This window comes from Kitasatospora sp. NPDC056731 (assembly GCF_040687675.1).
Classification (GTDB): Bacteria; Actinomycetota; Actinomycetes; order Streptomycetales; family Streptomycetaceae; genus Kitasatospora.
The window spans coordinates 187,819-205,424 of record NZ_JBFBNR010000008.1; the positions used below are offsets into that span (position 1 = coordinate 187,819).

The 17,606-nt window shown below is 73.2% G+C and carries 13 protein-coding genes; 11 read left to right on the top strand and 2 right to left on the bottom strand.

Annotation, left to right across the window (positions count from 1 at the left end; genetic code table 11):
• Positions 1-31: 31 nt before the first annotated feature.
• The 6 genes from AB0R04_RS10945 (at position 32) to AB0R04_RS10970 (ending at position 8,037) form a co-directional block, all read left to right on the top strand.
• Entirely contained in the window at positions 32-1,258 is a 1,227-nt protein-coding gene (locus tag AB0R04_RS10945; protein WP_363369974.1) for a sensor histidine kinase, read from the top strand.
• Positions 1,246-1,890, top strand: a complete 645-nt coding sequence (locus AB0R04_RS10950; protein ID WP_363369976.1) for a response regulator transcription factor — start codon at positions 1,246-1,248, stop codon at positions 1,888-1,890. Before AB0R04_RS10945 ends, AB0R04_RS10950 begins: the two co-directional genes overlap by 13 nt.
• 2 nt (positions 1,891-1,892) lie before the next feature.
• Positions 1,893-2,681, top strand: a complete 789-nt coding sequence (locus AB0R04_RS10955; protein ID WP_363369978.1) for a DUF4097 family beta strand repeat-containing protein — start codon at positions 1,893-1,895, stop codon at positions 2,679-2,681.
• 128 nt (positions 2,682-2,809) lie between these two features.
• The gene (gene dusB / locus AB0R04_RS10960) at positions 2,810-3,979 is read left to right on the top strand and encodes a tRNA dihydrouridine synthase DusB (protein ID WP_363369980.1); all 1,170 of its coding nucleotides are present in this window, start codon (positions 2,810-2,812) and stop codon (positions 3,977-3,979) included.
• A 564-nt stretch (positions 3,980-4,543) separates the two neighbouring features.
• Positions 4,544-7,252 carry a pyruvate, phosphate dikinase gene (gene ppdK, locus AB0R04_RS10965; RefSeq protein ID WP_363369982.1) on the top strand — a complete coding sequence of 903 codons (2,709 nt, stop codon included), beginning with the start codon at positions 4,544-4,546 and terminating at the stop codon, positions 7,250-7,252.
• Positions 7,253-7,521: 269 nt separating this feature from the next.
• The gene (locus AB0R04_RS10970) at positions 7,522-8,037 is read left to right on the top strand and encodes a ribonuclease (RefSeq protein WP_363369984.1); all 516 of its coding nucleotides are present in this window, start codon (positions 7,522-7,524) and stop codon (positions 8,035-8,037) included.
• A 42-nt stretch (positions 8,038-8,079) separates the two neighbouring features.
• Here the strand turns inward: AB0R04_RS10970 and AB0R04_RS10975 are convergent, their stop codons facing one another.
• Positions 8,080-9,075 carry a hypothetical protein gene (locus AB0R04_RS10975; protein WP_363369986.1) on the bottom strand — a complete coding sequence of 332 codons (996 nt, stop codon included), beginning with the start codon at positions 9,073-9,075 and terminating at the stop codon, positions 8,080-8,082.
• A gap of 111 nt (positions 9,076-9,186) precedes the next feature.
• Between AB0R04_RS10975 and AB0R04_RS10980 the strand changes: the two genes are divergently transcribed.
• Positions 9,187-10,449 (top strand): ADP-ribosylglycohydrolase family protein, encoded by a 1,263-nt coding sequence (locus AB0R04_RS10980; protein WP_363369988.1) that lies wholly within the window; start codon positions 9,187-9,189, stop codon positions 10,447-10,449.
• A 30-nt stretch (positions 10,450-10,479) separates the two neighbouring features.
• Here AB0R04_RS10980 and AB0R04_RS10985 read toward each other — a convergent pair whose 3' ends face one another.
• Positions 10,480-11,208 (bottom strand): GNAT family protein, encoded by a 729-nt coding sequence (locus AB0R04_RS10985; RefSeq protein WP_363369990.1) that lies wholly within the window; start codon positions 11,206-11,208, stop codon positions 10,480-10,482.
• Between the two features lie 645 nt (positions 11,209-11,853).
• On the opposite strand from AB0R04_RS10985, the gene AB0R04_RS10990 reads away from it, so the two are divergent.
• The 4 genes from AB0R04_RS10990 to dnaG all read left to right on the top strand — a co-directional run bounded on the left by AB0R04_RS10990 (position 11,854) and on the right by dnaG (position 17,542).
• Positions 11,854-12,798: a PAC2 family protein gene (locus AB0R04_RS10990; RefSeq protein ID WP_363369992.1), complete on the top strand. Its 945-nt coding sequence runs from the start codon at positions 11,854-11,856 to the stop codon at positions 12,796-12,798.
• 223 nt (positions 12,799-13,021) lie between these two features.
• Positions 13,022-13,987 carry an SGNH/GDSL hydrolase family protein gene (locus AB0R04_RS10995; protein ID WP_363369994.1) on the top strand — a complete coding sequence of 322 codons (966 nt, stop codon included), beginning with the start codon at positions 13,022-13,024 and terminating at the stop codon, positions 13,985-13,987.
• Between the two features lie 175 nt (positions 13,988-14,162).
• Positions 14,163-15,476 carry a deoxyguanosinetriphosphate triphosphohydrolase gene (locus tag AB0R04_RS11000; protein ID WP_363369996.1) on the top strand — a complete coding sequence of 438 codons (1,314 nt, stop codon included), beginning with the start codon at positions 14,163-14,165 and terminating at the stop codon, positions 15,474-15,476.
• A gap of 161 nt (positions 15,477-15,637) precedes the next feature.
• Positions 15,638-17,542 (top strand): DNA primase, encoded by a 1,905-nt coding sequence (gene dnaG / locus AB0R04_RS11005; protein ID WP_363369998.1) that lies wholly within the window; start codon positions 15,638-15,640, stop codon positions 17,540-17,542.
• Positions 17,543-17,606: the final 64 nt, after the last annotated feature.

The window sequence follows — 17,606 nt, forward strand, 5'->3', positions numbered from 1 at the left end:
CCGTTGATCATCGCGCCCTACGCTGTCGGTCATGCCCTCCACCACGTTGCGCCGAGCGCTCGTCAGGAGCCTTCGGCGCCCCCCGTGGTCGCCCGAGGCCTGGCGGGACACCCGTTTCATAGCCGCCGGCCTCCCGCTGGCCCTGCCGGTCTGGCTGGCCGTCACCGAGTCCAAGCTGCTCTTCCCGATGACGGCCCTGGTCCTCATCTGCACCCGCCCGCTCACCGCCGCCCAGCGCGGCCGGCTGCGCGCCCTGCGCGGGGTGGAGGTGTCGCCGCCGCGTCCGGGCGAGCCGTGGGCCTGGCTGCCGGGCCGGCTGCTGCTGGGGCTGACCTGGCGCCAGGCCGTCCACCACCTGCTGGCCGGCCCATTGCTGGCGGCGGGCGCGCTGGTGGTGCTGTACGCCTGGGGCGCCGGCGTGGTGATGGCCAGCGTGTACGGCTGGGTCTGGCTGATGCCCGTCGGCAGCCCGCTGCGCTCGGAGCTGGCCGGGCTGGACGTCCTGATCACGGTCGGCGGGGTGCTGCTGCTGGCCGTGATGCCCTGGCTGGCGGCGCTGGCGGCCTGGCTGGAGGTGCGCACGGCCCAGCTGCTGCTCGGCCCCAACCGGGCGGAGGCGCTGGAGCGGCGGGTCGAGGAGATCGCCGAGAGCCGGGCCGGGCTGGTCGACGTGGTGGACGCCGAGCGCCGCCGGATCGAGCGGGACCTGCACGACGGCGCCCAGCAGCGCCTGACCTCCCTCGCGATGAACCTGGGCCTGGCCCGGCGCACCCTCAAGGACGTCCCGCCCGAGGTCATGCAGGTGATCGTGGACGCGCACGAGGAGGCGCAGGCGGCCATCGACGAGCTGCGCGACCTGGTCCGCGGCCTGCACCCGGCGGTCCTGGAGGACCGCGGCTTGGACGCGGCGCTGTCCGGCATCGCGGCCCGCGCCCCGCTGCCGGTGCGCCTGGATGTGCACCTCGCCGAGCCGGTCGCCCCGACCGTCGAGGCGGTCGCCTACTTCACCGTCTCCGAGGCCCTGACCAACGTGGCCAAGCACGCCCGCGCCCAGCGGGTCGACCTCTCGGTGCGGACGGTCGGCGGTCGGCTGCGCCTGGTCATCAGTGACGACGGCGTGGGCGGCGCGGACGCCTCCCGTGGCACCGGGCTGACCGGCCTGCGCAAGCGCGCCGCCTCCGTCGACGGCACACTGTCCGTTCTCAGCCCCCTCGGGGGCCCCACCACCATCACCGTGGAGTTGCCGTGCGCGCTGTGATCGCCGAGGACTCGGTCCTGCTGAGGGTCGGCCTGGTCAAGGTCCTGGAGGCGGTGGGCTTCGAGGTCGCCGCTGCCGTCGGGGACGCCACCGAGTTGCTGGCGGCCGTCGAGGAGCACCGCCCGAAGGTGGTGGTGGCGGACGTCCGGATGCCTCCGGACTTCACCGACGAGGGCGTGAAGGCCGCGCTGATGATCCGCCGGCAGTGGCCGGACGTCGCCGTGCTGCTGCTCTCCCAGTACGTGGAGGAGCGTTACGCCGCCGACCTGCTGGCCACCAACACCAGCGGCGTCGGCTACCTGCTCAAGCAGCGGGTGGCCAACGTGGACGACTTCGTGGAGGCGCTGCAGCGGGTCGCCGCGGGCGGCACCGCGCTGGACCCTGAGGTGGTGGCCCAGTTGCTGCTGCGCCGCCACCGGGACCCGCTGGAGAAGCTGACCCCGCGCGAGCGGGACGTGCTCGGCCTGATGGCGGAGGGCCGCTCCAACGCCGCGATCGCGGCCGCCCTGGTGGTCAGCGACAGCGCGGTGGCCAAGCACATCAACTCGATCTTCACCAAGCTCGACCTGCCGCCGGCCGACGACAGCCACCGCCGGGTGCTGGCGGTGCTGCGGTTCCTGGAGGTCGGGTAGCCGTGGGCGGACCGACGAAGGCGTGGGGGCGGAAGGCCTGGCGCACCACCGGGGCGCTCGCGATCGCGGTCGTCATGATCGGCGCCGGGATGCAGACCTGGGCGATGGTGGTGCAGCAGCAGACGACCTCGATGCAGCCGTACAACGTCGTCATCCACAAGCTCCGGCTGGACACCGGCAGCGCCTCGGTGCGGATCAGGGCGGGCCGGGAAGGCCGGGTGGTGGTCCGGCAGAACCTGGACTGGATGGTGCGCAAGCCGTCGGTGTCGACCACCTTCGACGGTGACGTGCTCACGGTCGGCATGGAGTGCCGGAAGGTCCTGCCGTTCGCCGACTTCGGCTGCGGTGCCCAGATCGAGCTGGAGGTGCCGGCCGGTACCGACGTGTCGGGGCAGGTGAGCTCGGGCAGCGTCGAGGTGGACGGCCTGAGCGGCGGCGTCCGGATGGACCTCACCTCGGGCGAGCTGAAACTGATCGGCACGTCCGGGCAGGTGTACGCGCACGCCACCTCCGGGATGGTGCAGGGCACCGACCTGAGCTCGGAGCAGGTGTACGCGGAGACCACCTCGGGGGCGGTCGACCTGGCCTTCTCCAAGGCACCGCGGTCGGTGGACACCAGGAGCACGTCCGGCTCGGTGAAGCTGACCCTGCCGCAGGACTCCCACTACGCCTTCAGCGGCGAGGTCGGCAGCGGCAGCCGCCACATCGACCCGAGCCTGGCGGACCCGGCCAGCCCGAACCGGATCCACGGCTCGGTCACCTCGGGCTCGATCACGGTCGACCCGGCCTAGAGAAGGCCTGGAGCGGTCTGGGGAGGCCTGGAGCGGTCCGGGGAGGCCCGGAGCGGCCCGGAAACAGGGGCTGACCCGGGTGGGGGACAATGGAGAGTCCCGTTCCCCTGCCCCGAGGTCAGCCGCGCATGACAGCCACGCCCGCACCCACCGCGCCCGACGCCGAGTTCGCGCCGCTGGACATCGGCCCGATCCGGGTGTGGCCGCCCGTCGTGCTGGCGCCGATGGCCGGCATCACCAACGCGCCGTTCCGCACCCTCTGCCGCGAGCAGAGCGGCGGAAAAGGTCTGTACGTCTCCGAGATGATCACCACCCGGGCCCTGGTCGAGCGCAACGCCAAGACCATGCAGCTGATCAAGTTCGACGCCAGCGAGAAGCCGCGCTCGATCCAGCTGTACGGCGTGGACCCGGTGACGGTCGGCAAGGCCGCCCGGATGATCGCGGACGAGGGCCTGGCCGACCACATCGACCTCAACTTCGGCTGCCCCGTCCCCAAGGTGACCCGCAAGGGCGGCGGCTCGGCGCTGCCGTACAAGCGCAACCTGCTGCGCGAGATCCTGCGCGAGGCCGTGGCCAACGCGGGCGACCTGCCGGTCACCATGAAGATGCGCAAGGGCATCGACGACGACCACCTGACCTACCTGGACGCCGGCCGGATCGGCGCCGAGGAGGGCGTGGCCGCGATCGCCCTGCACGGGCGCACCGCCGCCCAGCACTACGGCGGGACGGCCGACTGGTCGGCGATCGCCCGGCTGCGCGAGTCCGTTCCGGCGCACGTCCCGGTGCTGGGCAACGGGGACATCTGGTCGGCGGACGACGCGCTGCGGATGATGCGGGAGACCGGCTGCGACGGTGTCGTGGTGGGCCGCGGCTGCCTGGGCCGGCCGTGGCTGTTCCGGGACCTGGTCTCGATCTTCGAGGGCGAGGTCGACTACGCCCGTCCGGACTTCGGCTACGTGGCGCGGGCGATGGTGCGGCACGCGCAGCTGCTCGGCGAGTGGATCGGGGACGAGGCGCGCGGCGTGATCGACTTCCGCAAGCACGTCGCCTGGTACACCAAGGGCTTCTCGGTCGGCTCGGAGCTGCGGGTGAAGCTCGCCAACTCCTCCTCCCTGGCCGAACTGGCCGAAACCCTCGCCCTGGTGGAGCAGTCCCAGGCCTGGCCGGCCGGTGCGGACGGCCCGCGCGGGCGTACCGCCGGCAACAACCGGGTGGTGCTGCCCGAGGGCTGGTTGGACGATCCGTACGACTGCGCCCGACCGGGCGCGGACGCCGAATCGGACACCTCTGGCGGATGACCTGTCCGTAGTGGCGAAATCGGCCCTCCAGGGCCCACTGCCACTCGGTCCCAGCCCTCTTGTCCAATCTGGACAGGAGGGCTCCTTTTTGGCGGTCCGATGTCACGGAACGGGCGCGTTTCTGGACGGAGTGCGACGATCGGCGGAGGCGGACTACGTTCGACCGGTGAGATGCGCTGGTGACGCTTGCCACATGCGGTGGCGCCTGACGGCGGGTCAGTGGACGAAATGGACAGGTCGACTGTGAATCGCTTCCCGAAGCCGGTGGGCCGGTGATCGGCCGATCCGAGTGCAGGAAATCAAGCCGGGGCAACGCGGGCGACCCGCGACCGCTACCCAGCGTCCGAATCGTGCGATCTTCGTGTTTCTATTCGTTCAAGACTTGAAGGCGGGCTAGCGTCATCCGGACGATTTCACCAACAGAGGTGAACGCCTTTATGTGCATTCGATCTATCGGGTTACCCCTGGGTACCGGCCTCGTACGGCCTATTCGGGGCAGAGAAGAACCTTCGAAATGGGTATGTTCTCCGGCGTCAGGGCAACCGCGTACGAGGAGACCGACCCGTGCCGTCCCAGCAGAAGTTTGTTTACTCCTTCACTGAAGGAAACAAGGACCTCAAGGACCTTCTCGGCGGCAAGGGCGCGAACCTGGCCGAGATGACCAACCTTGGCCTCCCCGTCCCTCCGGGGTTCACCATCACCACCGAGGCCTGCAAGGTCTTCCTGGAGACCGGCAGCGAGCCCTCCTCGCTCCACCAGGAGATCAGCGCCCACCTGGACGCGCTCGAGCAGGAGATGGGCAAGAAGCTCGGCCAGCCCGACAACCCGCTGCTGGTGTCGGTGCGCTCGGGCGCGAAGTTCTCCATGCCCGGCATGATGGACACCGTCCTGAACATCGGCCTCTCGGACGCCTCGGTGGTCGGTCTCGTCGCCCAGTCCGGCAACGAGCGCTTCGCCTGGGACTCCTACCGCCGCCTGGTCCAGATGTTCGGCAAGACCGTGCTGGGCGTCGACGGCGAGCTGTTCGAGGAGGCCCTCGACGAGGCCAAGCACGCCAAGGGCACCGTCAACGACCTGGACCTGGACGCTGCCGACCTCCGGGAACTCGTCGAGCTGTTCAAGGGCATCGTCGAGCGCGAGACCGGCCGGGCCTTCCCGCAGGACCCGCGCGAGCAGATGGACCTCGCCATCCACGCCGTCTTCCACTCCTGGAACGGCGACCGCGCCCGCCTGTACCGCCGGCAGGAGCGCATCCCGAACGACCTCGGCACCGCGGTCAACGTCTGCAGCATGGTCTTCGGCAACCTCGGCGAGGACTCCGGCACCGGTGTCGCCTTCACCCGCGACCCCTCCACCGGTGCCCAGGGCGTCTACGGCGACTACCTGTCCAACGCCCAGGGCGAGGACGTCGTCGCCGGCATCCGCAACACCCTGCCGCTGGCCGAGCTGGAGAAGCTCGACAAGAAGTCGTACGACGAGCTGATGACGATCATGCAGACGCTCGAGAACCACTACCGCGACCTCTGCGACATCGAGTTCACCATCGAGCGCGGCAAGCTCTGGATGCTGCAGACCCGCGTCGGCAAGCGCACCGCCGCCGCGGCCTTCCGGATCGCCGTCCAGCTGGTCGACCAGGGCCTGATCGACCTGGACGAGGCCCTCATGCGGGTCACCGGCGGCCAGCTCTCGCAGCTGATGTTCCCGCGCTTCGCCCCGAACGCCGAGTCCCAGCAGATCGCCTGGGGCCTCGCCGCCTCGCCCGGCGCCGCCATCGGCAAGATCGTGTTCGACTCCTACACCGCCGTCAAGTGGTCCCGTTCCGGCGAGAAGGTCATCCTGGTCCGCCGCGAGACCAACCCGGACGACCTGGACGGCATGATCGCCGCCGAGGGCATCCTCACCTCGCGCGGCGGCAAGACCTCGCACGCCGCCGTCGTCGCCCGCGGCATGGGCAAGACCTGTGTCTGCGGCGCCGAGGAGCTGGAGGTCGACACCAAGCGCCGCCGGATGACCACCGCCGCCGGCCTGGTGCTGGAGGAGGGCGACATCGTCTCCATCGACGGCGCCACCGGCAAGGTCTACCTCGGCGAGGTCCCCGTCCTGCCGTCCCCCGTCGTCGAGTACTTCGAGGGCACCCTGCACGCCGGCGCCGACGTCCAGGGCGGACTCGTCCAGGCCGTCCACCGGCTGATGGCGCACGCCGACGTCCGCCGCCGGCTCGCCGTGCGCGCCAACGCCGACAACGCCGAGGACGGCGGGCGCGCCCGCCGCTACGGCGCCCAGGGCATCGGCCTGTGCCGCACCGAGCACATGTTCCTCGGCGAGGAGCGCCGCAAGGAGGTCGAGCACCTGATCCTGGCGGACAACGACAAGGACCGCGAGCTCGCCCTCTCCACCCTGCTGCCGCTGCAGAAGGGCGACTTCCTGGAGCTCTTCCAGGCCATGGACGGCCTGCCGGTCACCGTCCGGCTGCTCGACCCGCCGCTGCACGAGTTCCTGCCGGACATCACCGAGCTGTCGGTGCGCGTCGCCCTCGCCGAGGCCCGCAAGGACCCGAACGAGAACGACCTGCGCCTGCTCCAGGCGGTGCACAAGCTGCACGAGCAGAACCCGATGCTGGGCCTGCGCGGCGTCCGCCTCGGCCTGGTCATCCCCGGCCTGTTCGGCATGCAGGTCCGCGCCATCGCTGAGGCCGCCGCCGAGCGCCGACTGGCCGGCGCGGACCCGCGCCCCGAGGTGATGATCCCGCTGGTCGGCACCGTCCAGGAGCTGGAGCTGGTCCGCGACGAGTGCGAGCGTGTGCTCGCCGAGGTCGCCCAGTCCACCGGCGTGCAGCTGGACATCAAGCTCGGCACCATGATCGAGCTGCCGCGCGCCGCGGTCACCGCCGGTCAGATCGCCGAGGCCGCCGAGTTCTTCTCCTTCGGCACCAACGACCTCACCCAGACCGTGTGGGGCTTCTCCCGGGACGACGTGGAGGCCTCGTTCTTCACCGCCTACCTGGAGAAGGGCATCTTCGGGGTCTCCCCGTTCGAGACCATCGACCGCGACGGCGTCGGCGCGCTCGTCAAGCACGCCGTCGAGGCCGGCCGGGCCACCCGCCCCGACCTCAAGCTCGGCGTCTGCGGCGAGCACGGCGGCGACCCGGACTCGGTCCACTTCTTCCACGAGGTGGGGCTGGACTACGTCTCCTGCTCCCCCTTCCGGATCCCGGTGGCGCGCCTGGAGGCAGGCCGCGCCGCCATCGAGACGGCGGGCAGCGACCCGCGCTGAGAGAGGGTAGGCATCCCCTCCTCGGCCGCGGGCCGGACTGACCGCTTCCCTCCCCACCGGGAGGGCGTACACCGGAGCTCGGCGCAGGAGAACCGGCGTACGTAACAACGGCCGGGCGGGGACGGACAATGGCGTCCGTCCCCGCCCGGCCGTCCGTCTGTGTGCGGCCCCGCCCTTTCCCGGCCGTCCTTACCCGTCCGGCCGGATGTGGCGGCGGCCACGTGTGTAGCTGGCCGGGCGGCGCCCGCGCGCCTGCCAAGCTGGGGCGCATGACCAGACGTAAAAGCCCGCTCGTCGTCGTGGCCGTCCTGATCCTGGCCCTCGTCGCCGGGATCGGGTACCTGCTCGCCGGCAAGGGCGGCAGCAGCCACCCCAAGGCTGCCGCGAGCTCCACCGCCACCTCTGCGGGCGCCTCGGCCCCCAAGTCCTCGGCCCCCAAGCCGTCCCCGCCCGCCGGCGGCACCCCCGCCCCGAGCGGCACCTGGGTGCCCGCCGACCCGGCGCTCGCCGACGTCTGCCGCAGCAAGCTCCCCAGCCAGGCCCAGGACACCCTCGGCCTGATCGCCAAGAACGGCCCGTACCCGTACAACCGCGACGGCATCGTCTTCGAGAACCGCGAGAGCCGCCTGCCGAAGAAGTCCGGCGGCTACTACCACGAGTTCACCGTGGTCACCCCGGGCTCCAACGACCGCGGCACCCGCCGCGTGGTCACCGGCGGCTCCGGCGAGCAGTACTGGTCGCCGGACCACTACGCGACCTTCCAGGAGATCGACCCGCGCTGCTGACACCCCGCACCGCGCTCGTGGCCCGGGCCGAGCACGCGGCCCTCACCGGGCCCGGCGCCAGCTGACCCGGCGGTGGGGGCCGTGCGGGCCGGTGGTGAGGAGGGCGGTCAGCTCGTGGAACACCGGGACGGGGTCGCGCCGGAGCTGGACCGGGGTGGTGCGGACCACGGGGAGCCCGACGGCGGTCAGCCGGTTGGCGCGGGCCAGGCCGCGTTCGTGGTCGGCGGGGCGCAGGTGCCAGGCGCGGGAGTCGATCTCCAACGCCACGCAGGCGTGCGGCCAGTAGGCGTCCGGGACGGCGAGGAAGCGGCCGTCCAGGAAGAGCACCGGGTTCCACAGCGGCTCGGGCAGGCCCGCGTGCGCCAGGAGTTCGCGGGCCTCGCCCTCCACCACCGACCGCACTCCGGCGGTGAGGTCCTCCACCACCCGGGCCACCTGCGGCAGCCCGAGCGCGCCCGGCCGGGCCAGCAAGTGGTCCAGCAGCTCGCCGAGTTCGCAGTGCCGCCGCTGGACGGCCTCCGCGCACAGCGCCCGGAACCGGCGCTGCCCGGTCTCGCCCGGCGCGAGGTCGGCCAGCGCCCGGGCGACGGTGGTGCTCCACAGCCCGTCGTCCCGCTCGAAGCCGCCCGGCAGTGGCCCGGCCGACCGGTGGATCCGGACGAACTCGCGGTCGCCGACCCGGCGTTGGGCGGGGATCAGGACGTCGATCCGGGCCAGGTCCGCCGGGTGTCCGGCGCTCGGCAGCCCCGCGTCGGCCAGCACCGCGTCCCCGGTCAGCAGTACCTCCCCGGCCTGCGGCGCCCGCCCCTTGGGGCTCGCGTACGCCAGCGCGGCGCGCAGCCGTTGGTGCGCCGTCAATCGGCCGGACTGCAGGCAGATCACCCGGGGCAGCACCTGCTGCCAGGGCCCGTCGGGGCGCAGCCGGTGGGCGATGGTGCCGGACGGCACGCCGAGCCGGCGCAGTTGCGCCCGGGTGACGATGTGCTGCTGGTCGGCGCCGAGCAGCACGACGGGGTCGAGCGGGTTCACGCGGGTCATACCCCGGGTGCTGCCCACCAGGGTCGGATGTATGCGAAACATCGCTCGTCGGGGGAGCCTGTGAGAATGAGGTTGACGGAGCACCGGTCGAACCGCTGAGCTGGGGACCATATGACGACTCCACCCACCGGCCCCGCGCTCGACGCGCTCAACGGCCTTTCGGTAGGCGATGCCTACGGCGCACAGTTCTTCGTCCCGGCCACCGCAGCCGCCCACTTCGCCGCCCGCACCGACCCGCCCGGCCCCTGGCCGTGGACCGACGACACCGAGATGGCCTGTTCGGTGTACGCCGCGCACACCGAACGCGGCACGATCGACACCTTCGACCTCACCCACGCCTTCGCCCGGCACCACGACTTCGACCGGGGGTACGGGCCGGCCGCCAACCGGATGCTGCGGCTGGTCCGGGAGGGCGGTGACGCGAAGGACCTGGCGGCCGAACTCTTCGACGGCCAGGGCTCGTACGGCAACGGCGCCGCGATGCGGGTCGCCCCGCTGGGGGCGGCGTACGCCGAGGACCCGGCCTCCGTGGTCCGGCCCGCCGCCGACACCGCCGTGATCACCCACACCCACCCGCAGGCGGTGGACGGCGCCGTCGCGGTCGCGGTGGCCGCCGCGTACGCGGCGCGGGCGCGCACCGAGGCGATGACGCCGGAGTCCTTCCTGGAAGCGGTGATCGGCCTCACCCCGTACGGCGCCGTCCGTGACGGTCTCACCGAGGCGGTCCAGCTGCTCGCCGAACCGGACCCGAGGGCCGCCGCCGAGATCCTGGGCAACGGCAGCCGGACGTCCGCCGTCGACACCGTCCCGTACGCCCTGTGGTGCGCCGCCCGGCACCTGACCGACTATCCGGCCGCCGTCCGGGAGGCGGTCGCGGCCGGCGGCGACATGGACACGGTGGCCGCGATCGCCGGGGGAGTGGTCGCCGCACACACCGGGACCGAGGGCATCCCGGCCGCCTGGCTGGCCGCCCGCGAACCGCTGCCCGGCTGGGCGTTCCCCGAGCCGGGCGGAGTCCGGCCCGCCCCGGAGAGCGAGGGCCGTCTGAAGCCCATGCTGCTGCCCCGCGCCTGCCCGGTGCCGGACGTGGTCTGGACGGACGAGGAGTGGCAGCGGATCCGGGCCGGGCTGCGCCCCCGGGAGATGGAGGACAAGTGGGTGTCCCACACCGCCGAGGGCGTGCTGCACCTGCACCGCAGCTGGACCGGCTTCGAGATCTGGAGCGTCCGGGTCGCCCCGGTGCGCGGCGGCGGCTGGCGGCCCGGGTCGGCGCTGGCCGAGGCGCATCCCGACCGCTTCCGGGGAGCTGCCGATCCGGAGCTCCTCGTACGGGTCCTCGGCCTGGCCGTCAGGGGCTACGGGTGGCGGCCGTAGCCCCCTTCGGGCCGTGAGCAGGCGTCCGGGTCAGGCGGTGATCAGGTGCCCGGGGCCGCCGCCGTGTCTAAGGCACTCCTGGTTGATCGCCGGATCCGGGGCGCTGGGCGAGGTGGCGGCGGCGATCCGCAGCTCGATGATGTCCCGCACCGCGGGCCACTCGTCGTCGAGGATCGAGTAGAACGCGGTCGAGCGCACCACCCCGTCGAGCCCGCGCGAGTGGGCCCGGCGGACGCCCTCGGAGGTGGCGCCGAGCCGTTCGATGGCGGTGCGCGAGCGCTGGTTGCGGGCGTCGGCGCGCAGCGAGATCCGCTGCACCCCCCAGGTCTCGAAGGCGTGGCGCAGCATCAGCAGCTTGGCCTCGGTGTTGATGCCGGTGCCCTGGGCGCGCGGCGAGAGCCAGGTGTTGCCGATCTCGGCGGCGTCCGGGACGGCCGTGGCCGGGTCGCCGAACGGCACCCCGGGCACCGGCGGCCAGACCACCGGCCCCTGCCAGTAGTCGAGTTCCAGGAATCGGGTGGAGCCGACGACCCGGCCGTTTGCCACGTTCACCGTCGCGAACGGCAGCGACCGGCCCGCGGCCTGGTCGGCGAGGGCGCGCGCGATGTAGTCGCGGGCCGCTTCGAGGCCGTGCGGGACGGGCGTGAAGGCGTAGGTCGTACGGTCCTCGGCGCCGGCCTCGGCGATGGCCGAGGCATGGTGCGCGGCGAGGGGCTCCAGCCGCACGGTGCGGCCGGTGAGGATGACAGGTACGGGCACGGAACCTTCGGTCCTTCATCGGTCGGAGGGTGCCTACCGTGCCGGGGTACGGCTCGGGAGGCAGGGACAGTCGCCCCGGCCCCGGAGCACGCCCGCCGGTACCCGCGCACGCCGGAGAGCCGGTCGGGCGGGGCGGGGGCGGCGGCCCGGAGGCGGGCAGCGCGGTGCCGGAACGGACTCGGGTCCACGGACCGGTCCGGCGGGGATGAGCGAGGGGACAGTGTGCGTCCGCGAGATGGCCGATGAGGAAACGGGAGCGCGAAGGAAACAGGCGGCCAGATGAAGGCAAGATGCGTCGTGTGGGCTGGCCGAACACCGGTCCGGGACGTGGCCGACGGCGTTACGGGACGACGTGACGACGACGCGACGATGCGAGGCAGCGAGAGGACGATACCCGTCAGAAGGCGGTGCGTCACTTCGCGGCACGCGAATGGCGGTGCGGGCCGTTGCGACCCGCCCCCGGACGGGCCGTTGAACACCCGTGACCAGGGGCTTTCCACCCGGGTGCGATCATGGTCCGGAGCGGTCCGGGGAGGCCGCCGACCCCGCCGACGGGCGGGTCGGGAATTCCGGCGGCGCCCGGCACGCTGGAGAGGACGAGAAGCCGGTACGTCGTGACGAGTAGAGAACGGGGTTGGGTGCGCGGTGCGTGACTTCCAGGCGTTGTACGAGCTGGATCAGCAGGGCGTGGCCGCGGTGGCCGCGGCCACCGCGGAGCTGCGCGACACCGGTGCGGGCCTCGTGCTGCTCCAGCACTTCGAGGGCTTCATGGACGCCGGCGAGGCCGGCGGCCAGGTGGTGGCCCATCTCCTGGAGACGGGCTCGCCGCAGGTGGTGGCCCGCTTCGACCACGACCGCCTGGTCGACTACCGGGCGCGCCGCCCCGCGATGGTCTTCGACCGGGACCAGTGGGCGTCCTACGAGCCGCCGGAGATCCTGCTCCAGCTCGTCCGCGATGGCGCGGGCGCGCCGTTCCTGCTGCTCACCGGCCCCGAGCCGGACGTCGAGTGGGAGCGCTTCGCCGGTGCCGTCCGCGAGCTGGTGGAGCGCTTCGAGGTCCGGCTGGCGGTGGACTTCCACGGCATCCCGATGGGCGTGCCGCACACCCGCCCGGTCGGCCTGACTCCGCACGGCAACCGGCTCGACCTCGCGGCCGGCTACCCGCAGTGGTTCGAGCAGGCGCAGGTCCCGGGCAGCGCCCAGGCGCTGCTGGAGTACCGCCTGGCCGAGGCCGGGCACGACGTGCTGGGCTTCGCCGTGCACGTCCCGCACTACGTGGCGCGCTCGGAGTACCCGGCGGCCGCCGTGCTGATCCTGGAGGCGGTGCAGTCCGCCACCGGCCTGGTGCTGCCCGGCACCCGGCTGCGCGAGCGGGTCGGCGAGGTGTACGCCGACATCGAGGAGCAGCTGGCGCACGGGGACGGCGAGTTGCGTTCGGCGATCCGCGGCATGGAGGGCCAGTACGACGCGGTGGCGGGGGCGGAGGGCCGGGAGAGCCTGCTGGCCGAGCCGGTGGACCTGCCGTCGGCGGACGAGTTGGGGCGGCGCTTCGAGGAGTTCCTGGCCGAGCACGAGCGCGGCGCGGAGTAGGCCGGGCGGGGAGTAGGCAGGGGCAGGGAGCAGGCCCGGCGGGGAGTGGGTCCGGCACGGAATCGGCCTCGCAGGGGCGGGAACCGGCCGGGTCGGCGGCGGCCGGGAGTCACGGGAGTCATTCGCGGGCCCCGTTCGTTGGTGCTGGCGGCGTCGGGGGACGCGCCGCCGTACGGAGCTGCCTGTGACGCCTATCCCCCGGGGGGATGCCATGCCCACGACCATGTCCAGGACCATCCGCCCGGCCGTCGCCCTGACGGCCGGGCTCGCCGCGCTGCTGCTCGCCGGATGCACCGCCGCGGACGGCGGGACGGAGGGCTTCGCGGGCGCGCTGCCCGGCAAGAACGCCAAGTCCACGCCGCCGCCGAACGGCCCGTACGTGGCCCTCGGCGACTCGTACACCGCCGGCCTGAAGATCGCCCCGCAGGTGGGCGAGCCGAAGGGCTGCTCCCGCTCGGGGGTCAACTACCCGTCCCTGGTGGCGAAGGGGCTCGGGCTGCCGGCCGGCCAGTTCCAGGACGTCAGTTGCAGCGGCGCCCGCACCGGAGACCTGACCGGTGCCCAGGAGACCGACCACGGCACCAACCCGCCCCAGCTGGACGCGCTGACCCCGGCCACCCGTGTGGTGACGGTCGGCATCGGCGGCAACGACGCGGGCTTCATGGAGGTCGTCAAGGAGTGCGCCAAGGAGAACCTGGTGGACGCGGTGAAGGGCATCGTCGGCGCCACCCGCGCGCCCTCGCCCTGCCGCGAGCACTACGCCTCCGGCGGGACCGACGAGGTGCAGCGCAAGGTCGACGCGGCCGGTGAGCAACTCGGCCGGATCCTGCAGGACATCAAGCACCGCTCCCCGCAGGCCCGGGTGTACGTGATCGGGTACCCGACGCTGCTTCCGTCCGACCCGGCCGGCTGCCGACAGGTGTTGGGCAAGGCGGTCGCGGCCGGGGACCTGGGCTTCCTCTCGGAGAAGGAGCAGCAGCTCAACGGCATGCTCAAGCGGCGGGCGGAGGGCGGCGGCGCGGTGTTCGTGGACGCGGCCGCCCCCTCGGCCGGGCACGACATGTGCGCGGGCGAGGCCACCCGCTGGGTCGAACCGCCGTTCCCGGCCCCGGGCCTGGCGGCGATCCACCCCAACGCCAAGGGGCAGGAGGCGGTGGCCGCCGTCGTCCTCAAGGCCGTCCGCGGCTGAGGCCGGAGGCCGGGGGCCGGGGCCGGACCGCAGGCAGCGGGCCGGGGCGGCCACCGGCGCGCAACCCGGGCCGGGGCGGACACCAGCGCGTACCGCAGGATTCACGCTCCGGCCCACACCCCTTCGTGCGCGGCACACCCCGGCTGTCGGGGGCGCGGCGTACCGTGAGGGGCATATGGATGACACCGCGCACCGCCTCGCCGCCGCCCCGCTCCCGTACGACCACGCCGCCGAGGCCCGCTGGGTCCCCGAACCGGACAAGCGCCCCGGCCGCACGGCGTTTCAGCGCGACCGCGCCCGGGTGCTGCACTCGGCGGCGCTGCGGCGGCTGGCCGGCACCACCCAGGTGGTCGCCCCGATGCGCAGCGACTTCCCCCGCACCCGGCTCACCCACTCCCTCGAATGCGCCCAGGTGGGGCGGGAGTTGGGCGCCGCCCTGGGCTGCGACCCGGACCTCGTGGAGGCCGGCTGCCTGGCCCACGACATCGGCCACCCGCCGTTCGGCCACACCGGCGAGGAGGCGCTCGACCAGGCCGCCGAGGCCTGCGGCGGCTTCGAGGGCAACGCGCAGTCGCTGCGCATCCTCACCCGACTCGAACCCAAGCGCTTCGCCCCGGATGGCGAGCACCCCGCCGCCCGGCTCGCCCCCTGGCCCGGCCGCAGCGTCGGCCTCAACCTGACCCGCGCCGCCCTCGACGCCGCCACCAAGTACCCGTGGACGCGCGGCGCCCACCCCACCGACCCGGCCTCGCCCAAGTACGGCGTCTACGCCGACGACCTGCCGGTGTTCCGCTGGCTGCGGGCCGGCTCCCCGGCCGGGCGCAAGTGCTTCGAGGCCACCGTCATGGACTGGTCCGACGACGTCGCGTACTCGACCCACGACGTCGAGGACGGCCTCCAGGCCGGCCACATCGACCCGGCCGTGCTGCGGGCGCCGAGCGAGCGGGCCGAACTCTTCAAGGTCGCCGAGCGCTACGCCCCGGACGCCGAGCCGGAGGAGCTGGCCGCCGCCCTCGACCGGCTGCTCGCCCAGGACCGGTGGCCCCAGGAGTACGACGGCACGGCCCGCGCCCGGGCCGGGCTGAAGGACCTCACCAGCCAGCTGATCGGCCGCTTCTGCCTGGCCGCCGAGCAGGCCACCCGGGCCCGCTACGGCCCCGGCCGGCTCACCCGGTACACGGCCGAGCTGGTGGTGCCGCGGGGCGTCCGGCTGGAGGTCGCGGTGCTCAAGGCGGTCGCCGTCCGCTTCGTGATGCAGCGCGACGAGCAGGCCCAGCTGCGGGCCCGCCAGCGGATCGTGATCGCCGAGCTGGCGTACGTGCTCACCCAGCGCGCCCCCGAGGGCCTGGACCCGGTGTTCGGCGCGCTCTACCGCGAGGCCGAGGACGACCGGGCCGCCCTGCGCGCGGTCATCGACCAGATCGCCACCCTCACCGACGCCTCCGCCCTCGCCCTGCACGCCAGGCTCGTCGGCGCCGCCTGGGCCTGACCGCCCGCGGGCCCCGGCGTCCGACCGCTCAGGCGCAACGGCCCGGCGCCCGGCGTCCGACCGCTCAAGCGCAACCGCCCGGCGCCCGACCGCGCGCAGTGCAACCGGCCCGGCACGACCGGCCCGCCGGGAAACCCCGGCCACCCCAGTAGACTTCCGGGGTGGCCGGGCGGATCAGGGACGAAGACGTACAAGCGGTGCGCAGCGCACTGCCGATCGACGCCGTGGTCGGCGACTACGTTCAGCTCACCAACGGTGGCGGCGGCGAGTACAAGGGCGTCTGCCCCTTCCACGACGAGAAGTCCGCCTCGTTCTACGTGAACCCCGCCAAGGGCGTCTTCCACTGCTTCGGCTGCCAGGAGAACGGCGACACCATCGCCTTCCTGATGAAGATCGAGCACTTCACCTTCGCCGAGGCCGTCGAGCGGATGGCCGCCCAGGCCGGCATCACCCTGCGTTACGAGGAGGGCGGCTACAGCCCCCGCCACCAGCAGGGCGAGCGGACCCGCCTGGTCGAGGCGCACAAGGTGGCCGCCGCCTACTACCGGGAGCAGCTGGCCTCGGCGGAGGCGGAGATCGGCCGCCGCTTCCTGGCCGAGCGCGGCTTCGACGAGGAGGCCGCGAAGACCTTCGGCGTCGGCTACGCCCCGGTGGGCTGGGAGCACCTGGTCCGCTACCTGCGCGGCAAGGGCTTCAGCGACAAGGAGATCCTGCTCGGCGGCCTGGCCTCGCAGGGCCAGCGCGGCGGCCTGATCGACCGCTTCCGGGGCCGGCTGGTCTGGCCGATCCGGGACATCGCGGGCGAGGTGGTCGGCTTCGGCGCCCGCCGCCTGCGCGAGGACGACAACGGCCCGAAGTACCTGAACACCCCCGAGACGCCGATCTACAAGAAGTCGCACGTGCTGTACGGCATCGACCTGGCGAAGAAGGAGATCGCCAAGTCGGGCCGCGCGGTCGTGGTCGAGGGCTACACCGATGTGATGGCCTGCCACCTGGCGGGGGTCACCTCGGCGGTGGCCACCTGCGGTACGGCCTTCGCCGAGGACCACATCAAGATCATCCGCCGGCTGCTGATGGACACCTCGCAGTACCGCGGCGAGACGGTCTTCACCTTCGACGGCGACGCGGCCGGCCAGAAGGCCGCCCTGCGGGCCTTCGAGGACGACCAGAAGTTCGCCGCCAAGACCTCCATCGCAGTCAGCCCGGGCGGCATGGACCCGTGCGAACTGCGCCTGGCCCAGGGCGACGAGGCGGTCAAGCAGCTGATCGACAACCCCGTCCCGCTGTTCGAGTTCGCGCTGGTCTCGGCGGTGTCCAAGCACCGGGTGGAGACGCCGGAGGGGCGGTCGGCGGCCCTGGAGGAGGCGGCCCCGATCGTCGCCAAGATCAAGGACCGCTCGATCCAGCACGAGTACGCCGTCCGCCTGGCCGGCATGCTCGGCATCCTGGACGAGCCCTTCGTCGTCCGCCGGGTCTCCCAGCTGGCCCGCTGGGACCGCGAGCGCCAGCAGAACCCCCGGGGCGCCGACCGCGGCCGCCGCGCCGAGCCCGCGCCGGTGCGCCCGGCGCAGCCCGCCTTCCGGCTCAACCCGCGCGACCCGGCCCAGTTCGTCGAGCGGGAGCTGCTCAAGCTGGCGCTCCAGCACCCGGACCTGGTCAGCCCGGCCTTCGACCACTACGGCGAGGACGAGTTCCCCACCCTGCCGTACACGGCCGTCCGGCAGGCCATCGCCAAGGCCGGCGGCGCCGCGTACGGGGCGACGCTGCCCGACTTCACCAGCGTGGTGCGCGAGGCGGCCCCGGACGACCAGGTGCGCTCGCTCGTCACCGAGCTGACCGTCGAGCCGGTGCGCTCCCGCCGGAAGGTGGACGCGGTCTACGCCGGGGAGTTCCTGGTGAAGCTGCGCCTGCTGGCGGTGGACCGGCGGATCGCCGAGGTCCGCGGCTACCTGCAGCGGCTCGGCCACCGGGCCGACGCCGAGCAGCAGCACGCGGTGCAGACCGAGCTGTGGCAGCTCCAGCAGTACGGCCAGCAGCTCCGCAGCCAGGGCGCGGCGGGGCTGTAGGAGCGCGGCGGGGCCGTGGGAGCGGCCCAGAAAGTCGACGCACGAGTCTCGGCCACGGAGTGTG